The organism is Pseudomonas sp. N-137 (assembly GCF_034555295.1).
Classification (GTDB): Bacteria; Pseudomonadota; Gammaproteobacteria; order Pseudomonadales; family Pseudomonadaceae; genus Aquipseudomonas; species Aquipseudomonas rhizophila.
On sequence record NZ_JAXUDQ010000003.1, the window covers coordinates 1 to 1102 of the forward strand.

Sequence of the window (1102 nt, forward strand, 5' to 3'; positions counted from 1 at the left end):
GAGTGGCGTCGATGTCCAGTTTTTCGTAGTTGCCGCCCTGAGCATCGTCGATCTTCACGCTCAGGTTGTCGCCGCCAACAAGGGCGTCGTTCTGGGTAACGAAGTTGACCGAACCGGAGCTGGAGCCGACTGGAATGGTGATGCTCTGACCATTCGACAGGGTGATCACCAGCGGAGCGCCGGTCACCGGGGCGTTAACCGAAGCGGTGTAAACCACGGTGCCGCCTTCAGCCACGGAGGAAGTCGCGGTCAGGCTGACAGTCGAAGTATCAATGGTGTCAGTGACATCGGTGACGGCTGGAGTGGTGCTCGGCACCAGGTTCTCGAAGTTGCCGCCCGTGGCGTTGTCGATGCTGACTTCGACCTTGCCGGCGTCTTTGTAGACGTCGTCTTTTGGAGCATCGACGGTGACGGTGCCAGTTGTGGCGCCGGCAGCGATGTTGATTACAGCGCCGTTGCTCAAGGTCACCGTCACTGGCGAGCCAGCGGCATTGGTCAATGTCGCTGTGTAAACAATCGAACCGCCTTCAGCAACAGTGTCAGTGGCCGAGAGCGTCAGGCCAGTCGTGTCCTGAACGTCGGTAACGGTGGTGTCAGCCGGAGTGGCGTCGATGTCCAGTTTTTCGTAGTTGCCGCCTTGAGCATCATCAATCTTGACGCTCAGGTTATCGCCGCCGGCAAGAGCGTCGTTCTGCGTAACGAAGTTCACCGAACCGCTGCTGGAGCCAACCGGGATGGTGATGCTTTGGCCGTTGCTCAACGTCACGACCAACGGAGCGCCGGTGACTGGCGCGTTGACGGAAGCGGTGTAAACCACGGTGCCGCCTTCGGCCACATTTGCGGTCGCGGTGAGCGAAACCGTGCTGGTGTCGATGGTGTCGGTCACGTCGGTGACGGCTGGAGTGGTGCTTGGCACCAGGTTCTCGAAGTTGCCGCCGGTGGCGTTGTCGATGCTGACTTCGACTTTGCCAGCGTCTTTGTAGACATCGTCAGTCGGCGCGTCGACGGTCACAGTGCCGGTAGTAGCGCCGGCAGCGATGTTGATCACTGCGCCATTGCTCAAGGTCACGGTGACCGGCGAGCCAGCGGCGTTGGTTAGGGT

The 1102-nt window shown here is 60.3% G+C and carries 1 protein-coding gene; it reads right to left on the minus strand.

Going from position 1 to position 1102, the window contains the following annotated elements; genetic code table 11:
* The coding region (locus tag T3A99_RS00375) for an immunoglobulin-like domain-containing protein (RefSeq protein ID WP_322833849.1) at positions 1-1102 on the minus strand (1102 nt) is incomplete at both ends.